Consider the following 17226-nt stretch of genomic DNA (forward strand, 5'->3'; position numbering starts at 1 on the left):
AAGCCTGCGCGGAGCATGCCCCCGCGCAGGATACTTGCTGATCAATCGCAACCACTCCAACCTAGCCCTGGTGAGCGGACTCACGCCGATGGAGGCCCTCGAGGGCTGCATCAGCGATTTTGCTCGTCAACAGACGAATGCTACGAATGGCATCGTCGTTGCACGGAATCACATACTCAATCGGATCGGGATTGCAGTTCGTATCAACCATTGCCACGACTGGTACACCGACAACAGCAGCCTCTTTAATCGCCAGATCCTCCTTATGGGGATCGACCACAAAGATCGCAGCTGGCAGGCGTTCCATTGTCTTGATGCCACCAAAGACGCGGTTAAGTTTCCCGATCTCTTCTTCGAGTTTCAGCCCTTCGGCTTTGGTCAACTTATTGAAATCACCGCGATCGCGTTGGGCTTCAAGATCGGCGAGCCGTTTGAGGCGGCCTTTAATCGTCGCAAAGTTCGTCAGCGTACCACCGAGCCAGCGCTGGGTAATATAGTACTGACCGGCGCGGGTTGCCTCTTCCGCAATTGCTTCCTGGGCCTGCTTTTTAGTGCCAACAAACAGGATCTTTTCACCCCTGGCGGTCATATCAGCCACAAAACGATACGCCGTCGTCAGGCTATGTACCGTCTTTTGTAGGTCAATGATATGAATGCCATTGCGCGCCGTAAAGATATACGGACGCATCTTCGGGTTCCAACGGTTGGTCTGGTGACCAAAGTGTGCACCAGCCTCTAGCAAGGCCTTGATCGAGACAACACGTGGGGTTGTCTGGGTCATTGCTCCATCCTCCTTGAACATCCTGGAATTTCCAGCCGCCACCCCAGGCCTCTTGCGATCTGAACCAGCCCGAGCTGGCAGGAGATGATCGCAACGCTGAGATGTGTGTATTGGCGCTTGCACACGCCGCCGATCAGTATAGCATAAGCATTACAGTGGGGCAAATTTTTCTTGACAACGCTATAAGCCGGTGTTATCCTAGTGGATACTACTACAAAAGCATAGTTTTGATCGCAGACGATCGAAGGATATAGAGGCGCGGTCAGGCGAAAGTCGCCGACCGCGTTTGTGTTCTACAACATCTGGCCTGCGATCACCTGGCAATTGCCTATGTGCCGCGCAGCCGTGAGAGGATACGGTGACCAATGGATACTCCTGTTGCTGTTGGTGATCATACGGCGAGTGAGGCCCGTGTGAAACCCTCGCTGTCAGGCAAGGCTGTGGCTCTTAGTCGTAGCCAGCAACCACCTGCGCTGTACCTCCAACCAGATCACTTCTCTCCTCATCCTATCCTTCAGTTGCCTATGATTCAATCCATCGCTGAACAACTCACGAAAAAAGAGCAGGCCGAGATTACAGCAGAGATGATACGGGCTCGTTATCTTGATGCCTACCGCAGCCCTACGGTTGAGGCGCTGATTGCCCGCCTGGGGGAATATCTTCCCGATGCTGACACCGAATTGCTCCGGCGGGCTTATGCGCTGGCCTTGATTGCCCACGCTGGTCAGTATCGCCAGAGCGGTGAGCCATATATTGATCATCCTGTTGCGGTGGCCTCGATCTTGCTCGAATTGCGGCTTGATGCCGAGTCGGTCGCCGCCGCGCTCTTGCACGATGTGGTCGAAGATACCGGGGTTGATCTCGAGGTCATTAAAACCTATTTTAGCGCGACCCTTGCCCATCTTGTTGACGGGGTGACCAAGCTTTCAGGCCTTGAACATAAGACCAAAGAAGAGATGCAGGCTGGCTCGTATCGCAAGATGTTTATTGCGACGGCTGATGATCCGCGCGTGATTTTGATCAAGCTCGCTGACCGCCTGCACAATATGCGTACCCTTGGCTCAACCTCGCCTGAAAAACAACGCCGCGTTGCGCGTGAAACCCTCGATATCTATGCCCCCCTTGCACATCGCCTCGGGATGTGGCAGGTCAAGTCTGAACTCGAAGATCTGGCGTTTAAGGCGATCCATCCTGAACATTATCACGAGATTGAGAATGGCTTGAGCCTCCGCGAAGATGCTCGTCAGCGCATGATTCAGCGCGTGATTAAGAAGATGCGCGAAGCTCTTGAGAAAGAGGGCATTCGTGCCCAGGTGAATGGACGCCCGAAACATATCTATTCGATCTGGCGCAAGATGGAGCGCAAGGGTGTCCCGCTTGAGCAGATCTATGACCAGCTCGCGATCCGGATTATTGTCCAAGAGAGTGACGTGAATCAGTCCAAGGGCCTCTGTTATCGGGTGCTTGGGCTTGTGCATAGTATGTGGACACCGGTGCTCAGCGAGTTTGATGATTATATCGCGGTTCCCAAAGAGAGTAGCTATCAGTCACTTCACACAACGGTGATTATCGGCGGTGGGCATCCCTGCGAGATCCAGATTCGCACCGAGGGTATGCATACGGTGGCTGAACACGGTATTGCCGCACACTGGCGCTATAAAGAGGGCTTTGCTAATCGCAGTGATCAGAATTACGAGGCTAAGATCAAGTGGCTGCGCGAATTGATTTCGTGGCGGATCGAGTTGACTGATGCCCGTGAATTTGTCGAGAGCCTCAAGCCCGAACTGGAAGAGATGGTCTATGTCTTTACCCCGCGTGGCAAGATCATCGATCTCCCCGAAGGTAGTACGCCGGTTGATTTCGCCTATCATATTCACTCAGAGGTTGGCAATCGGTGCATTGGCTCTCGGGTTAATGGGCGGATGGTGCCGCTGGACTATCATCTGCAAAATGGCGAGATAGTTGATATTATGACCGCCAAGGCGAATCGTGGCCCGAGCCGCGATTGGCTTAATTTTGTGAAGACGCCGAGTGCCCGCAACCATATTCGACGTTACTTCCGCCGTGCTGAACGCGAAGAAAATATTTCAGCAGGCCGTGATCTTCTGGAGAAGGAGCTCAAGCGGCTGGGGTTGACGATGAGTTTCGATTATCTGGTCGATCTGGTTGGTGCGCGGTCAAACGATGATCTCTTCAATCAGATTGGTTCGGGTGAATTGACGGCCCGTACGGTTGCCCAGAAGGCGCTGGCTCAGCAGGTCGAGCAACAGCAACCGTCGGAAACCCTCCCCATGGTGCTACCCAAAGGCACACCAGCCAATCTGAATCAGTCGGTTGGTGTACAGGTCATTGGTGTCGGTGCCATCCATAATCGCCTGGCTCGTTGTTGCAATCCGGTTGTCGGTGAACCAGTCGTTGGCTTTGTGACCCGTGGACGTGGGGTAACGGTGCATCGGGCTGATTGTCGTACGATTCTGAATGAACCCGACCGTGCTCGCTTGATCGATCTCAGTTGGGGCGGCCAATCTCCCAAGGGCTATTCGGTGCCGATCCGGATCGAGTCGTGGGATCGGGTCGGTCTCTGGCGGGATATTTCGGTTGTGGTTGCTGATGCGGGGATCAATATCGAGAAGGTTGAACAAGGCCACACCCGTCATGCTGGGCGTGCCGTGTTGCATCTGCTCGTGACGGTGCAGACAATTACCCAGCTTTCTAGTTTGCTTGATAAGTTGAACCGCATCGCCGATGTGATCGAGGCCCGTCGCGAAAGCGGCACAGGCAAAGGGTGACCACCAGCAATGCAGACGGCTCTGCTTGATTGGTTTGCCCAGCATGCTCGTGATTTGCCCTGGCGGCGTACCCGCGATCCGTATCGCATTCTCGTGGCCGAGTTGATGCTCCAGCAAACCCAGGTGGCACGGGTGTTGCCAAAGTACGAGGCGTTTCTGACGGCCTTCCCCGATCTTGCCACGCTGGCTGCGGCCCCCACGGCCGAGGTGATTCGTTGCTGGGCGGGTCTTGGCTATAATCGGCGTGCGGTGAACCTGCAGCGTGCAGTCCAGATGGTTTTGCAGGAGCATGGCGGGGTCTTTCCCCGTGATGTGGCGCTGCTGCGCCAGTTGCCCGGGGTTGGTCCGTATACGGCGGGGGCCGTGGCTTGCTTTGCCTTTGAGCAGGATGTTGCCTTCATGGATACGAACATCCGTCGGGTGTTGCTGCGGACACACTATGGGGCCGCGCAACTCGATGTGCCCGGCGAGCGTGCGTTGCTCGCGGTGGCCGAGCGGTTGGTGCCTGCTGGTCAGGGATGGGCATGGAACCAGGCCTTGATGGAGCTTGGGGCGCTTATTTGTACTGCTACGACCCCGGCGTGTCAGCGTTGCCCTGTGCGGCCTATGTGCCGGGCCTACGCTGAGTGGCAGGTGGCTGATGCCGCGACCATCCTGGCGATGGGGGCGCCCCTGCGTACGCAGGTTGCTCAACCCCGACAGCGGGCCGCCGAGCGGCGAGCTGATTACCGGTCTGAAACACCCTTTGTCGGTTCACGGCGCTGGTACCGGGGACGGATTGTTGACCTGCTGCGCACCTTGCCCCCCGAGCGTTCGCTTCCGCTTGACGAACTTGGCGCGCAACTCAAACCAACTTTCACGCCTGATGAGATGGTATGGCTTGATGAACTGCTGCAAGGTCTCGTTCGTGATGGGTTGGTGGTGATGGAGGATGGGGCCGTTCGACTGCCGTGAGCAGCCGAACAGCCCCATCCTCGAGCCTAAAACTTTGTACGTATGCAGGAGGCTTGACCTCTCTCTGTCGCTCTGCTACACTATGCATCCACAGAGATACGGTCAGGACGCTGATGCCAAGCATACTTTTACGTTCAGGGCGCGAGCGCTCGTTACAACAGCGGCACCCTTGGGTCTTCTCAGGGGCAATTGCGGCTGTGCGTGGCAACGCGAACAATGGGCAATCCATTGATGTGTATGCTGCCAACGGTGAATGGCTGGCCCGCGGATTCTACAGTGCCAACTCACAGATCCAGGTACGGCTTGCCACCTGGGAGGCCGAGCAACCCCTTGATGAAGCCTGGCTGCAGTCACGGCTAACCAGGGCGCTTGCCGGTCGTGCCCACCTTGCCTCGCAACCCCACCATGCGTGTCGCCTCGTGTTTAGCGAAGCCGACGGGTTGCCAGGGCTTATTGTTGATCGTTATGGTCAATATCTGAGCATCCAGTGCTTGATCCCGGCGATGGTCGAGCGCCGTGATACGCTCATCGCGCTGCTAGTCGAGATGCTGGCACCCGAGGGTATCTATGAGCATAGTGATGCTGAGATATGCACCAGAGAAGGACTGACCCCGCACGAGGGCTTGCTCTGGGGGCGCCCGCCAGAGGGACATGTGCTGGTCGAGCCACTTACGCGGGCTTCAGCGCAGGGTTCCCCCACAGTGCTACGAGTTGATCTGGCGGGTGGGCAGAAGACCGGGCACTATCTCGATCAGGCGTATAACCATGAACGGGTGGCCGTATACTGTCACCAAGCTGAGGTACTCGACGGTTTCTGTTATAGCGGGGGTTTCAGCGTCGCTGCGGCGCGGGCGGGGGCCAGCCGGATGACCTTGATTGACAGTTCAGCGGCAGCGCTGGACCTAGCGCGGGCGAATGTGGGGGCCAATGCCCCCGGAGCGGATGTCGAACTGGTCGACGGTGATATGTTTCAGATTTTGCGCCAGTATCGTGAGCAAGCGCGTCGCTTTGATGTCGTGATCCTTGATCCACCAAAATTCGCGCATAGTCAGCGTCACCTTGAACGGGCCGCCCGTGGCTACAAGGACATTAACTTGCTGGCGATGCAGTTGCTGCGGCCAGGCGGCATCCTGGCAACCTTCAGTTGCTCGGGGTTGGTTGCGCCAGATCTCTTCCAGAAAATTGTCGCCGGAGCGGCGCGTGATGCCCGGCGCGAGGTGCAACTGATCGAGCGTCTCACGCAGAGTTCTGATCATCCGGTGTTGCTGACTTTTCCCGAGAGCGAATACCTCAAAGGGTTGCTCTGTCGCGTCTGGTAACCTGCGGTCTGCTTATGAGTTACACCATTTTTGAAGATGGACATATTGCCAGCCCACTCGGTTTTCGTGCCACGGGCGTCTCGTGTGGCTTAAAAGAGGGGAGCAAAGCGCGGGATCTGGCGCTTATCGCTTCGAGCCGCCCAGCGCGGGTGGCAGCGGTGTTTACTACGAGCCTGACCAAAGCGGCCCCGATCTTTTTGAGTCAGGCGATCTTTGCGCGGAATCGCGAAGCGATCCAGGCAATCTTGATCAATTCGGGTCAAGCGAATGCAGGCACAGGGCAACCTGGCTTGAATGATGCCGTTGAGTGTGCCAAAATCCTGGCTGATGAACTGGAAGTTTCGCGGGATGCGGTTTTGCTGCTCTCGACCGGCCTGATCGGGATACCGTTGCCGATGCCGCGCATGCGTGAGGGGATCAAGCGGGCGGTGAGTGAACTGGATAGCGGCGGCGGGCGGCGAGCGGCGGTGGCGATGTTGACGACTGATACGCGACCCAAAGAACGGGTCTATCGGTTACAGATCCGTGAAGGGCAACGCGGCATTCTGGCCGGGATGGCCAAAGGTACGCGGCAGATCAATCCACGTCTTGCCACGATGCTTGTCGTCATTACGACCGACTTGCCGATTGAGCAGCGCCTGATGCAACAGGCGCTGCAACAGAGCGTACGGCACAGCTTCCATCGGCTGAATCTTGATGGCGAGATGAGTCCCAACGATGCGGTGATTATGATGGCCAATGGTGCTGCCGAGGGTCCGCCAATGACCAATAGCAACTCGCGAGAATTTGCCACGTTCCAGACAGCCCTCGATGCACTTTGTGGGGATCTGGCCCAGCAGATCGTGCGCGATGCAGCAGGTAGTGGTAAGATCATGCATATACGTGTGCGCGGGGCGTCGAGTGAAGAGACAGCTCGGTCAGTTGCCGAGCGCATCGCGGCTTCCCGTTCGTTCCGTGAAGCACTGAGGCGCGGCCTGCCCAACTGGGGGCCAGTGCTTGCCGCCGTCGGCGCTAGTCCGAGCCGACTGCGGCCCGAGTTACTTGATCTACGCATTGGCGGTGTGCCCGTTCTCCATGCTGGCATGGTGGCAAGGTATGATCCCGCCGCGTTGATCCAGGCTTTCTCTAGCCCTGAACTTGAGTTGATTATTGATCTCCATACAGGACCGGTGGACGTAACCATGACGTCGTGTACGTGGCATGAAGACTAGACCGCGCGCTCTGCACCTGAGGGCGGGTAGCCGCCGCCAGAGACGCACCAGCATGGCAAGGGAATTTATGAGTCGTCAGTTACCTCTCTTTCCTCTTGGAACAATCCTCTTTCCGGGGATGACAATCAACCTTCATATCTTTGAAGAACGCTATCGTTCGATGATCGCTACATGTATCGAACAACGGATGCCCTTTGGGATTGTCCTCATTCGTGCGGGTGACGAAGTCGAAGAAGGGCGTCTAGGCGCTGCTCCGGCGGAACCACATCTGGTTGGGACAACGGCGGAGATCAGTGCGAACGTGCGGCTTGAGGATGGGCGCTTTCTGCTGACAGCGGTTGGGCGCGAGCGTTTTACCATCCGTCAGATTACGCAGCGGCATCCTTATCTTGTTGCGTCGGTGCAAGTGCTCGAAGAGGACGTTGCCCCCGGGGTGACGAAGGCTGCCGAAGAGCTACGGGCAATGTATCTGCGCTACTGGAAGGCTGTCGAGGTTGCGACGGGTGTCCCGGTCGAACCTGACGAATTGCCGAGCGATCCGGCCACGATGGCCTATCAGCTGGCGGATCGTTTGCAAGTTCCACTCGCGCGCAAACAGCACTGGCTTGAAGCGCCACTGCTGGCGCGACTGTACGAAATGGCGTCTGATCTTCGTGCTGAGCTCGCTCTGATGCCGGGGAGTCAGGATGGCGCAGGGCAAGGGTTTGCTGGTCTTGGCAGCCTAAATTAACCTATGATTATTGGTGTCTGTACCCTGCACATCTCAATTCCGATGGCCTTGTCGCTCAAAGAGAAGCGCCGGGTAGTCAAATCACTGTTGACGCGTGTGCGCAACGAGTTCAACGTCTCGATTGCCGAGGTTGATGATCAGGACATCTGGCAGAGCGCGGTCTTTGGCATTGCGTGTGTGGCGACGTCACAGGCGTATGCGCATGGTCAACTCGAAGCGGTGATCCGTTTTCTTGATCGCCAGCGCCCCGATTGCCCGATCGGGGCCTACGAGATTGAGATGCTTTGATGGAAGCAATCCTGCCCTTCCCCTTCATTGCGCTGGTTGGTCAGGTCGAATTAAAGACGGCGTTGGTGCTTGGCCTGATCAACCCTGGCATTGGAGGGGTCTTGCTCAGCGGTCCGTATGGAGTGGGCAAAACAACGGCGGTGCGTGGTTTGCTTGATGTGATGCCGATCGTTGCGCACACCTCCGCAGCGGGCGAAGAGCAACCGAGCCCTGAGCGGATGCGGCTGGTTGAATTACCGCTCAATGCGCGGATAGAAGATGTCGTCGGGGGCATCAACGAGCGGGTGGCCTTGGAACAGGGCCAGGTTCTGCTTGAGCCAGGCGTGCTTGCGCGAGCGCATGGCAACCTGCTGTACGTTGATGAAATCAACCTGCTCGATGCGCATGTGGTTGATGCCATCCTTGACGCGGCAGCGCAGGGGCGTACCCTGGTGCGGCGGGGGCCAATGACGCGCCTCTTTCCAACGCGCTTTGTCATGGTTGGTTCGATGAATCCGGAAGAGGGGAGCCTGCGCCCACAGATCCTGGATCGGTTTGGCTTGCGGGTCTGGGTGGGGCCACTCGATGATCGGCAGCAGCGCCTGGAGGTTTACCGACGGGCTCAGGCGTTTCGGCTTGATCCCGAAGCTTTTCGGGCTGCCTATGCCACGCAGACGACCGCGCTTGCTGCGGAGATCGAGGCAGCGAGGGCGATTTTGCCGCATGTGGTGGTGCCACCTCAACTCGAAGAGCAGGCGCTTGCGCTGGTGCAGGCGCTGAAGGTTCCATCGCATCGGGCCGAGATCGCCCTGCTCGAAGGCGCACGGGCACGGGCGGCCGCTGATTTCCGTAGCCTTGTCACAACCGAAGACCTGCGTCGGGTTGCGCCACTTGCCCTGCATCAACGCCAGAGTGAGCAACTCGAAGCGCATGCGCGTTGGCATCATGCCGAGCGCACTCTGATCGAACAAGCGATCGACGTGATCATGCCATCTGATGAAACGCTACCACGTGAGGCGGACAACCAGAGCACGCTGCGCCAGTTTGAGCAAGAGGGCGTCTAATTACGATGCTGCATCACAGCACATACAGTCTCGGTGGTAACATTGCGTCCGCAGAGCAGCGCAACCACACGCTGACGCGCTAGTCCGGGGATCAAGCCTTCGAGCAGGGCGGCGACAGTTACGGCGGCACTTCCTTCGACGAGCAGATGGTGTTCATCGAGCAGCCAGCGCATAGCCGCAGCGATTTGCGGCTCGCTGACGAGCACAATGCGTTCGACCAGTTGCTGGACGAGGGGAAACGTCATCGCGCCAGCTTCGAGATTGCCGGCGAGGCTATCGGCAAGCGTGGGGCGATGCTGGATCTGCACAAGGTGTCCTGCTTGCAACGACGCATGCATCGCTGCGGAATGTTCAGCCTGCACCCCGATAAGGCGCAGTTTGGGATTGATAGCCTTGGCCCAGATCCCGATGCCACTGATCAAGCCACCGCCGCCAACACTGACAATCAGCACCTCGGCATTGGGCAACTGATCCAGGATCTCGCGACCAAGGGTTCCCTGGCCTGCAACCACATCGGGGTGATTATAGGGTGAAATGAAGCGCTGGCCTTCTTCATGGGCGAGGCGCATCGCGGCGGCCTCGGCTTCATCATAATCTTTGCCAAGGAAGACCATGTTCACGGGATAGCGTTGCAAAGCCTGGATTTTGGCGGGGGACGCATTTTCAGGCAAGACGAGGGTTGCGTCAATACCGGCGTGGGTGGCAGCATAGGCGATGCCGAGGGCGTGATTGCCGGCAGAGCAGGCGACGACCGGCCAGCGACCTTCGCCTGAAAGGAGGGCATTGGCGGCCCCCCGGATTTTGAAGCTACCGGTGACCTGCGCACACTCGAGTTTGAGAAAGACCTCGGCCCCGGCCACCCTCGTCAACGGTCGGCTAAATTCGAGGGGGGTCGGATAGACGATTCCAGCCATCCGGCGGTGCGCCGCGAGGATATGAGCAGGCGTAAGCATAGGTTTAGTCTTTCTGGAAGGGTATCAAAGCGAATAAGATGACGACACCCTGTGTCCACTTCTATAATACACGGTGCTGGATACACTTACCACCATTGCTGTTGGCGCATCTGACTAGGTTGCAACCCGCGAAGGCTTGACACAGGTGACAACTGTCTCATCATAATGTTCAGGTTTTCGTTATGTACGATTGCTGCACATCAGTGTATAATGGAAAATCACACATCTTTACGAGCGAGCGAGGCGGAAGAATGAAAGTGTGCCCATATCCCTGCCCCATCATTGCGCGTGATCGCAATGACATTACTGCATTACGGCAACATTTGCTTGAAGGCCATCAATGCCTAGATACCTGGTTGTCGTTGAGTCGCCTCGTGGATGATCCACGTCAGCGACGTGACTGCCTGGAACGAGCGGCTGTTCTTGCGCCGGAAGATCAGAAGATCCGTGAAGAATGGCTGAAAGCAGTGCTGGTGGTCGAACCAGACAATACCAGTGCTGAGTCGCTTCTGCGTGAGATCGAAACGCTCCGCTTGCTTTCTGATGTAAAAACGAACTACTTTCACGAACAACCCCGGGCCCGACTGCTTGGCGATATTCTGCTTGATATGCAAGTAATCACGCCTTCAGAACTGCAAGAAGTGCTGAAGATGCAGAGTGATGGCATGGCTATTATCACGGATCGTCGTCTGGGCCAGATCTTGCTGCGGCAGAAACTCATCACGCCGAGCAAACTAGCCCGTGCGCTGATCATTCAGCAGCAAGAGCGCAGTAGTCTGCGGATTGCGCCTCAGGTGCTCGGCGAATATTTAGTTGAACAACAACTGATTACCCCTGAACAACTCGAAAAAGTCCTGATCGAGCAGATCCGACTTGATCAAAAGGGCCAGCGCCTCAGCCTTGGTCAGATCCTTATTCGGCTGCGTATTTTGCCGCCAAAAGTAATCGAGAAAGCCGTGACCGATCATCAACGTGCTTTCTGGGCCAAGCTTGACAAGTGAGCGAAAGTAGGCGAACGCTAAGTTCTACAGAAGAATAGTTGCCGCTGCGATCAGAAAAAGGATCTGCAAACCTACCGTTGTAAGCTGGAGCAACCTTGCGCCGACGGATGTGCGTTGGTAGAGGGCAAGCCCGAGTCCAAGGTTGAGCAAGCCAAGCAACGCGCCGGCGAGCGGCAAAAAGAGGATCTGGTAACGGGGGACACTGCTGAGGGCCTGACCGCTGGGATCGGTTTGCATCTCGATCAGCGCGGGCAAGGATGGATAGAGCGCCATCAGCGTCCCGAGCAGGACGAGATGAAGCAACACGGCCAGCACCAGAGCGCGTTGCACCACCTTATCAGTCCAGAAGGCATAGAAAAAGATTGAACCAGCCTCAATGCCAGGCGTGAGTTGCTGGATCGGGCCAATCCGTCGCCGCTGTTCCAACTCTTGGATAAAGGCAGCACTCTCGCGGGGTGAAATAAGATAGATCTCGGTAGGTGTTTGAATGCCAAGGGCGCGCTTTGGGTTCACCGTGCTAAAACGTTGCACCGTCTGACCATTGGCAAGCCGTCCAGCGCCATAGAAATAGCCAATTTGTTGCAACAGATGGCCGTTGGCGCCGCGCTCGGTCACACCACTAGCGACATGTTCGATCATTTGCATCGGCACCACCGTACGATGGCCGAGCCAGTAAATATAGAGGCCATCACGATCGAGGCCATACCAGAGCGTCGCAGTAGCAACGATCTGATAGCCAAATGAGCCGGCCAGGCTCAGCAGCGCCAGGCCGAGCAACCCTTGGGCAAAGAGTTGCGCATTGATCGGCCATGCTTCCGGTGGCAGAGCGAGGGCTCTGCCAACCGGAATGAGCGTATAGACTGCTGCTGCTGCGATGAGCAGAAAGAGCACACTTGCCGCCCAGAAACGCCATGAAGGCTGTGGTTTCCAGCGTCGCATTACGGTACGACAGGCGTGAGTGTGGGGAGTACCCCAGGTGCTTCGCCCGCATCCTCATCTGGCACTTCGGGCTCCAATGGCACCTCAGTGGGGAGCGCCGTTGGCGGGCCAGGCTGAAAAGCGGGAACCACAGTTGGAACCGGTGGTGCTGGTTCAGTCGTCGGCGTTGGCGTTTGCGGCGGCACGCGGGTGGAGCCAAGGGCCTCACGTTGTTCACCCACCCAGACATCAAGTGCGGCGGTGCGCGCCTCGCGTAACTGGGTTTCGGGATCAGGGATCTCGAGGAACGTCACCTCAAGAATATGCCAGCCGAACTCAGTCCGAATCGGATCGCTGATCGCCCCAACAGCAAGGGCAAAAGCCTGAGCGACCAATTCTGGGGGATAGGTGACACCAGTATCAGCCAGGCCATTGCGATCGAAGCGACCGAGGCTTCCTTCGCGCTCACGTGAACCAGGGTCAGTGGAGTAGGCCGCGACGAGGGAGGCAAAATCGGCCCCGGCCTGCAACTCGGCAAGCACAGCCTCAACTTCGGGCCGTTTCTCAGCAAAAGCTGCTTCAACCTCAGTTGGCGAAGCCCCTTCGGGGACAGTAACGCCGATCAAAATCTGGCGAGCCTCGACGCGGTCAGGTTCTTCCTGAAAAGCAAACGTAGCTTCGGGGACGAGGTAGGCCTGCAGTTGCTGATTGAGCACCCGCTCGGTGTACTGTTGATCAAGGGCGGCGCGAAAATCAGCGGGCGACAACTCGGGCGAACGTCCTACGGCTGACAACTCGAGCTCATAGCGACGAAAAAGCTCGGCGACAATCTGGTCTTGTTGTTCAGTGGCGACTGCTGGAGGCAGCGGCGTAGGACTGAGGGCCGGATCATCAGTCAGTTCAGGGGCAGGTGCAGACTCATCAGCGGGTTCCTCTTCAGCCGGATCCAGAGGGGATGAAGGGGGTGGCAAGAAGGCAAAGCCCAGTTCTTGCACCATGGTTTGCTTCACCTCATCCGGGTCGACGACGATGCCGAGGGGCGCGGAACCCTGGAGTTTGACCTGGCGATCCTGCCATCCTGCCACGACGGTATCATCAACAGGCGCATTCGAGATCGCCGCAATCTGCTGGTCAATCTGCGGGCTCTGGCCTTCAAACTGCTGGGTAAACTGAGGATTACCAGCAAAGAGGGCGAGCAACTGAAAATTCTGGATAATCTGCTGCGTATAGCCGAGCCTGAGCTCTTGCCAGTAGTCGCTCCGCGAGAGGGTTACCTCACCGACGCGAGCGACGGGGCGGCTCGGCAACCAGAGGCGATCATAGAGCAGGCCACCGAGCACAGCCACAAGGGCGAGGCCAAGGGCAATACTGGTCACAAGAATCACCATGCGTTGCTGGCGTTGCTCACGCAACTTATGTGCGGCAACGCGGCGTGATGGTGGGCGTTCTGGAGATGGTTGGGCTGTTTGTTGGTCAGGCGGTTGCTGCCTGGTTACAGGTTTGCCCTGTGCTTGCGGTTTTTTTGGTGTCTCTGCCATGGTAGAGGTGGGGGCATCTGGCTCATTTGGTTGCTACGCAAGACTGCAAGCGCAAGGAACTCGCCTGAGCGAGCAGCCTTCGACGTGCATCTGCCGTACGTAGCAACCGGAGGTGACCAGTGCTTAGAAGGGAATATCCTCGTCACCGATATCAGGCGATGGCGGCGGCGGCGGCGGGCCCGAGCGACCGCTTCGCGGGAGATCACGGGGAGGGTGATACTCATCACTTTCGCGATGGGCGCGACCCTCACGGCTATCGAGCATGATCATATCATTGGCAATCAACTCGGTCTTATAACGAGTCTGACCGCTCTGCTGATCTTCCCATGAACGCGTCTGAAGGCGTCCTTCGAGATAGACACGGGCACCTTTATTGAGATACTGGTTACAGGTCTCAGCCAGTTTATTCCAGGCAACAACGCTAAACCACTCAGTCTCTTCGTGGGTCTCGCCATTGCTATCGCGCCACTGACGCCCGACGGCAACCCGAAAGGTTGTCACAGGGCTACCTGAGGGAGTAAAACGCATTTCTGGATCGCCGCCCAGCCGACCAATAATCATCACTTTATTGAGGTCACGTGCCATTACTGCTACTCCGCTCGCACGCCATCAAGGTTTATCCAGGGCTCAGGCTTCTGTCTCTTCAACAACCTCATCGCTGCCCTCATCGCTCGCATCAGGACTATCAGGCACGGGTTTCACACCCTTCGGCTCAATGACGGTCATGAGATGGCGCAGGATCGCATCGGTGAGCTTAATTGTACGCTCGAGCTCAATCACTTTGGAAGCACTGAGCGTCAAATTAATCAAGACGTAGTAGCCCTCACTAAAATTCCGTCGGCTCGCTTCACCGCTGACATACTCACGAATCGTATAGGCGAGTTTGCGGCGGCCCCAGGGGGGTGACTGATTAATGCCCGTGATTTCACCACCGGCTGTTTCAATGGTATCGCGCAAGCGATCAAGGGTTGCATTCACCCCTTCTTCGTTTGCACTCAGCGGACTAATCACAACCATAAGTTCATATTCACGACGACGTTCGCGCACACCTTCCTCCTCTGGTGATGTCCCACTCGTCTCTGCTCTGGGGTTGCGCGACCCGGAGGTGCGGTGGAACCGAAAGATAGTGAGCAGTAGTAATGCACCATACATTCCAGAAGACTGCTCATACCAACGGTGGATTATAGCATGGCTAGCACGACAACGCAATGCGCATTGTCGTGCTAGCATGGCTGCTGCAAAGTCCGCCTTCGGCGGTGGGGTTTGGGGCGCAACCCCCACGATTCCAATTGGTATTACTAGGGCGACAGGCCTACCTCAATCCTGGTGAGCACGATGCTGAGGGGGCCATTGTAACGCGGATCATCGTCAGCCGGGGTACGCAGGTAAAGGTTATGTTCACCTGGGGGCACGACAAGCCTCAGCGTGATCGTAGTCTGCACTGGTTGCGCGGGAACCTGCCATGTGCCAAGCGCTTGGGCATTGAGCAAGAGTTGAACCTGGCGTGCGACCTGATAACTTTCGGCTTGCATCTGCACCTGGATCATGGCAGGTTCGCTGGAGGGATTCACGAGCGCCAGCACTCCTTCCTGGCTCATCCAGCGCCAACTCCGCTCGCCGGCCTGTTCTTCAGGGTACCATCCTTCAGCGAAATAACCAAAGGGGTGCTGTTGGGTCGCAGGGATCTGGTAGAGGCTATACGTGGTGGTGGTTGAAGCTGGTTCCAAGCCAGGCAGAGCTTGTTGCAGGGCGGCAGCAACGGTCGGGTGCGCTTGTGGGGGCAACTGATCCCAGTGGACGAGCACCTGACGAATGCCGTAGACATCGAGGATCATAGGGCCTTGATCGCCGGACGCAAGCAAGCGATCTGGTTCTGGTTCCATCCGCCAGAGTTGGCGGATCGCGGGGCGGCGTTCAGCCCAGCGGTTGGGAGGATTGCGGGCGAGATACCCACCGAGCATGGGCTGTTGATGGACGAGTTGGGCGCGGAGCGAAAAACTATCCTGGCGAACAGGCAGCACCAACAAGGCGCCTGGTTGCGTGGCGAGTTCCTGATAGACTGGCGGCACATCAGAGCGTTGCAGGGGCAGCGGTGGCGTGACATATTCAAAGGCGATCAAAGCGGTCACCAGGAAGAGCGACGCAGAGGCTGCGCGGGGGCCATGGTGCCGCGTCAGCAACGAGGTGAGCCAGGTAAGCCCATAGGCGGTCAAGGGAATCAGGGCGAGACTAGTGATAAGCACAAAATGGCCAGGGCGCTGGGCAATGCCGAGACCAGGGAGATTGAGCAAGAGCAGATAGGGCATCGGGATGCCTGTAGCGAACTCGCCCACCATCAAGACAGGGCCAAAAGCAAACAGGAGGCCAAGCAAGCCAAGGCAGAACCAGCGCCAGGCTGTGCGCCAGGCAACGAACGTACCAAGGCTTGCCAGGACAAGGGTGGTATACCCAAGCGCAACATTCCAGGCGGCAATATCGGGATGCCAGCGTTGCCCCAGCGCGTGGACGGTTGGCCCCCAGATTGGATGGAGATTGCTGGGCAGGAACGGATCAAGCAAGTTTGCCGAACGGCTAACGAGAAACGCATCACGCTGAATTTGCCCGACGCTCTCGCGGGGGCCGTCGAGCATTGGCGCAAGGACTGGCCAGAGCAGCGGGAAGAGCAAGGCGAGGGCGAGGCTGCCAACGAGCGCCATACGACCGGTCAGGATCGCCCGATGGAAGGGGAGCGGTTGTGGCTGCGGCGCTGTTGGTACAAGGCCAGCCCGAGCCGACGCAAGTTGCGTCCCGTCAAGCAGCAAACTGCGCGGTGCAACAAGCGCGAGCAGGGCAAAAGCAAGGCTATAGATCGCGATAAAGAGCAGATAATAGAGGCTTGTATAGCCAATGAGCGCAAGAAAAAGCGCAGCGAGCAGCGGATCGCGATACCCAGGGCGAGTCACGGTGCGCAAGAGAAAGAGGGCATAGAGAGGGAGCCATTGAACCGCGATCAATTCTAGCTGCCCGTCCCAGACCTTGGTCATATGGTATGGTGACCAGGTAAAGATCAGGCCTGCCACAAAAGCGACCCCTGGTTGGGCCCCGAGCTGACGGGCAAACCAGAACGCAGCGAGGCCAGCAAGCGTGAGTGCCAGCAGAACGGCCGCATTGAAGCCCGCCAGTGGACCAGCAAGCGCCGTCACCGGGAAGACGAGCAACCCATTGCTCAGGTTCAACGGATGCAGGGCAAGGTCAACCCCCTCGGGATAATAGAGGAGGGGTGTAAAGAGAGGATGCATGCCCTGGGTGAGGGCATAGTGAACCCACCACACGTGCCAGACATGCTGCCACCCATCAATCGCGGCCACCGCACCGCCTGGGATAGCCTGATCGACAGAGGGCAACACAGGAGCCATGAGGATCAAGCCAAAGAGCGCATAGGCAAGAATTACGAGGATATGTTTACGCAAGGTCATGCTGCTTTACCGCTAGCATTGTATCGCTGCTCACGGCTCCTTCGAACGGATTCACCAGATCCAAAGTATACCATTTTGAGGGTTCGGTGACTTTTTTGGCAGAGCGGGGAAGATCGTGGTAAAATACGTCATGGCGTGCATCCAATGCACGCCAATCATTTAACTTTTGACTTTAGCACTCTCGAAAAGAGAGTGCCAGACCTGGGATCAAACAGTGGGTCAACAGGCGCGGCGGATCTCCACGCG

Annotated in this window: 15 protein-coding genes; 8 read left to right on the plus strand and 7 right to left on the minus strand. The window is 57.4% G+C overall.

Features of this window, described 5'->3' with window-relative positions; genetic code table 11:
* Positions 1 to 61: 61 nt before the first annotated feature.
* Positions 62 to 781 (minus strand): 30S ribosomal protein S2, encoded by a 720-nt coding sequence (gene rpsB, locus A9Q02_RS02735; protein ID WP_097650831.1) that lies wholly within the window; start codon positions 779 to 781, stop codon positions 62 to 64.
* A gap of 365 nt (positions 782 to 1146) precedes the next feature.
* Here rpsB and A9Q02_RS02740 point away from each other — a divergent pair, with 365 nt between their 5' ends.
* The 7 genes from A9Q02_RS02740 (at position 1147) to A9Q02_RS02770 (ending at position 9115) form a co-directional block, all read left to right on the plus strand.
* Entirely contained in the window at positions 1147 to 3570 is a 2424-nt protein-coding gene (locus A9Q02_RS02740; RefSeq protein WP_245860218.1) for a RelA/SpoT family protein, read from the plus strand.
* A 9-nt stretch (positions 3571 to 3579) separates the two neighbouring features.
* Complete coding sequence (locus A9Q02_RS02745) at positions 3580 to 4524, plus strand: HhH-GPD family protein (protein ID WP_097650832.1); 945 nt, start codon at positions 3580 to 3582, stop codon at positions 4522 to 4524.
* A 113-nt stretch (positions 4525 to 4637) separates the two neighbouring features.
* Positions 4638 to 5843: a class I SAM-dependent rRNA methyltransferase gene (locus A9Q02_RS02750; protein ID WP_097650833.1), complete on the plus strand. Its 1206-nt coding sequence runs from the start codon at positions 4638 to 4640 to the stop codon at positions 5841 to 5843.
* A gap of 14 nt (positions 5844 to 5857) precedes the next feature.
* A complete protein-coding gene (gene argJ, locus A9Q02_RS02755; RefSeq protein ID WP_097650834.1) occupies positions 5858 to 7054 on the plus strand; it encodes a bifunctional ornithine acetyltransferase/N-acetylglutamate synthase in 1197 nt (398 codons plus the stop codon).
* A 67-nt stretch (positions 7055 to 7121) separates the two neighbouring features.
* Complete coding sequence (locus tag A9Q02_RS02760; protein WP_097650835.1) at positions 7122 to 7784, plus strand: LON peptidase substrate-binding domain-containing protein; 663 nt, start codon at positions 7122 to 7124, stop codon at positions 7782 to 7784.
* 3 nt (positions 7785 to 7787) lie between these two features.
* Complete coding sequence (locus tag A9Q02_RS02765) at positions 7788 to 8072, plus strand: DUF503 domain-containing protein (protein ID WP_097650836.1); 285 nt, start codon at positions 7788 to 7790, stop codon at positions 8070 to 8072.
* A complete protein-coding gene (locus tag A9Q02_RS02770; protein WP_172450549.1) occupies positions 8072 to 9115 on the plus strand; it encodes a magnesium chelatase ATPase subunit I in 1044 nt (347 codons plus the stop codon). The genes A9Q02_RS02765 and A9Q02_RS02770 overlap by 1 nt, the downstream gene beginning before the upstream one ends.
* Here the strand turns inward: A9Q02_RS02770 and A9Q02_RS02775 are convergent.
* The gene (locus tag A9Q02_RS02775) at positions 9112 to 10068 is read right to left on the minus strand and encodes a threonine ammonia-lyase (protein ID WP_097650838.1); all 957 of its coding nucleotides are present in this window, start codon (positions 10066 to 10068) and stop codon (positions 9112 to 9114) included. The genes A9Q02_RS02770 and A9Q02_RS02775 overlap by 4 nt on opposite strands.
* Positions 10069 to 10319: 251 nt before the next feature.
* On the opposite strand from A9Q02_RS02775, the gene A9Q02_RS02780 reads away from it, so the two are divergent.
* Positions 10320 to 11069 (plus strand): hypothetical protein, encoded by a 750-nt coding sequence (locus A9Q02_RS02780; protein WP_097650839.1) that lies wholly within the window; start codon positions 10320 to 10322, stop codon positions 11067 to 11069.
* Positions 11070 to 11093: 24 nt separating this feature from the next.
* Here A9Q02_RS02780 and A9Q02_RS02785 read toward each other — a convergent pair whose 3' ends face one another.
* The 5 genes from A9Q02_RS02785 to A9Q02_RS02805 all read right to left on the minus strand — a co-directional run bounded on the left by A9Q02_RS02785 (position 11094) and on the right by A9Q02_RS02805 (position 16980).
* On the minus strand, positions 11094 to 12008 hold the full coding sequence (locus A9Q02_RS02785; RefSeq protein WP_097650840.1) for a PH domain-containing protein: 915 nt from the start codon (positions 12006 to 12008) through the stop codon (positions 11094 to 11096).
* Entirely contained in the window at positions 12008 to 13525 is a 1518-nt protein-coding gene (locus tag A9Q02_RS02790; RefSeq protein WP_097650841.1) for a peptidylprolyl isomerase, read from the minus strand. The genes A9Q02_RS02785 and A9Q02_RS02790 overlap by 1 nt, the downstream gene beginning before the upstream one ends.
* A gap of 123 nt (positions 13526 to 13648) precedes the next feature.
* Positions 13649 to 14110 carry a single-stranded DNA-binding protein gene (locus A9Q02_RS02795; protein WP_097650842.1) on the minus strand — a complete coding sequence of 154 codons (462 nt, stop codon included), beginning with the start codon at positions 14108 to 14110 and terminating at the stop codon, positions 13649 to 13651.
* Positions 14111 to 14152: 42 nt separating this feature from the next.
* Complete coding sequence (gene rpsF, locus A9Q02_RS02800; protein WP_172450552.1) at positions 14153 to 14572, minus strand: 30S ribosomal protein S6; 420 nt, start codon at positions 14570 to 14572, stop codon at positions 14153 to 14155.
* 251 nt (positions 14573 to 14823) lie between these two features.
* The gene (locus A9Q02_RS02805) at positions 14824 to 16980 is read right to left on the minus strand and encodes a hypothetical protein (RefSeq protein WP_097650844.1); all 2157 of its coding nucleotides are present in this window, start codon (positions 16978 to 16980) and stop codon (positions 14824 to 14826) included.
* Between the last annotated feature and the right edge of the window lie 246 nt (positions 16981 to 17226).

Origin of the sequence: Candidatus Chloroploca asiatica, from assembly GCF_002532075.1 — a bacterium.
GTDB classification, from domain to species: Bacteria; Chloroflexota; Chloroflexia; order Chloroflexales; family Chloroflexaceae; genus Chloroploca; species Chloroploca asiatica.